This window comes from Nocardia sp. NPDC059240, from assembly GCF_042753865.1.
Lineage (GTDB): Bacteria > Actinomycetota > Actinomycetes > Mycobacteriales > Mycobacteriaceae > Nocardia.
Map to the genome: position 1 here is coordinate 1 of NZ_JBHZAC010000032.1, position 1,337 is coordinate 1,337.

The 1,337-nt window shown below is 35.8% G+C and carries 1 protein-coding gene; it reads right to left on the reverse strand.

The window, feature by feature from the left end; genetic code table 11:
• The coding region (locus ACFXHA_RS45635) for a DNA polymerase (RefSeq protein ID WP_379367743.1) at nucleotides 1-1,337 on the reverse strand (1,337 nt) is incomplete at both ends.

The following is a 1,337-nucleotide window of genomic DNA, read 5'->3' on the forward strand; positions in this document are numbered from 1 at the left end:
GAATAATAGGCTTCTTTTTTCGTTATCATTTCTCCGCGCTCCTGACGCGCCTGTAAGCTTTTTAATTTCTCTAGGATATCATAATATACCCCTCTATTTAATTTCTTGATATACGCGCCGGGAATGCCTTTAAATTTCATTGTCTCCGAACCTTTGACCAAACGATATTGTTTTACTTTGCTTTTTTCGGGATAATTAAATACATTCCGAGAAAAAGAGGATATTTCTTTTTCTATTTCTTCTGGTTTTATTTCATCAGCATATTTTTCATAATACGTTTTTGGTTGAATGAATAAACCTTCTTCAAGAATACCTTCCAGTTTCCATTTACCGTACTCTCTATCGTCAACCATGTCATCATCAAAAATAGCTTCACATGCTATTGAATCGGTATCACAATATGCCACATCGCCTTTTTCTAATTGTTTAATTAAACCTCTATATAATAAAATACGCGCGTATGACGTAACGTAGGCGGCTATATGCGGCTGAATATACGGCGCTTTGCTGGGGACGGCTGCTTCAATAAATTCTTGTCCATATACAGGGTTAAATAATTCAACATAAGGATAGCCTTTTTCTTCGCATGTCTCAATTTCTGTGACAGGTAAAATCGTTTGCCGAACCCTTTGCATACCGAATTTTCCGTACAGTGCATTTTGCATTAATTTTGCAAACGTCTTTTTTGCTCCATCACTTGTATTTTTAATCTCTTCAAAATAGGAGACAAAATCTTTAAATATATAATCGGTCTTTTCAAAATAAATACATTGATGAATTTCTTTTATTTTAGCACCCATTTCTAACGCCAATTCAATTTCTTCAAACGTCCATATCCCTGAAAGGTTACCGACCGGGAAACATAATTTTTTGTACATTCTGTGAGGTAGAGGCGGTATATGTAAAGTAGTCGGTATGTGAATATCACATTCTAAAAAACCGCCGCCCTGTCTATAGCTGTACCAATATTTAAATACGTTTCGGGCTTTGTCTCCTTTATGGTGACGCGGTTTCCCTATAGGTATTGGGTTCACTTTCATAACGTACGGATATAATGAATTTACATCATAATGAAAGCCGCCATTTAATTCACTTTGAAATACTTCTGTACGTCCACCATAATATGCCTTGCGTATAAAATCCTCTGTAAACTCGCCCCATTTGCTATAACCGTAATTCGTGGAAATAGCCTTTTCATAATCTTCAGGATAATTCATTTGATATACTTTCATTGCAAGACTTGCGGTAGTAGGACATTTTAAAAATTCATGAATCGGCAAGCCGGATATTTCAATAAGCATTGTAACAATTTCATATAATGCCACACAGTCCAACCG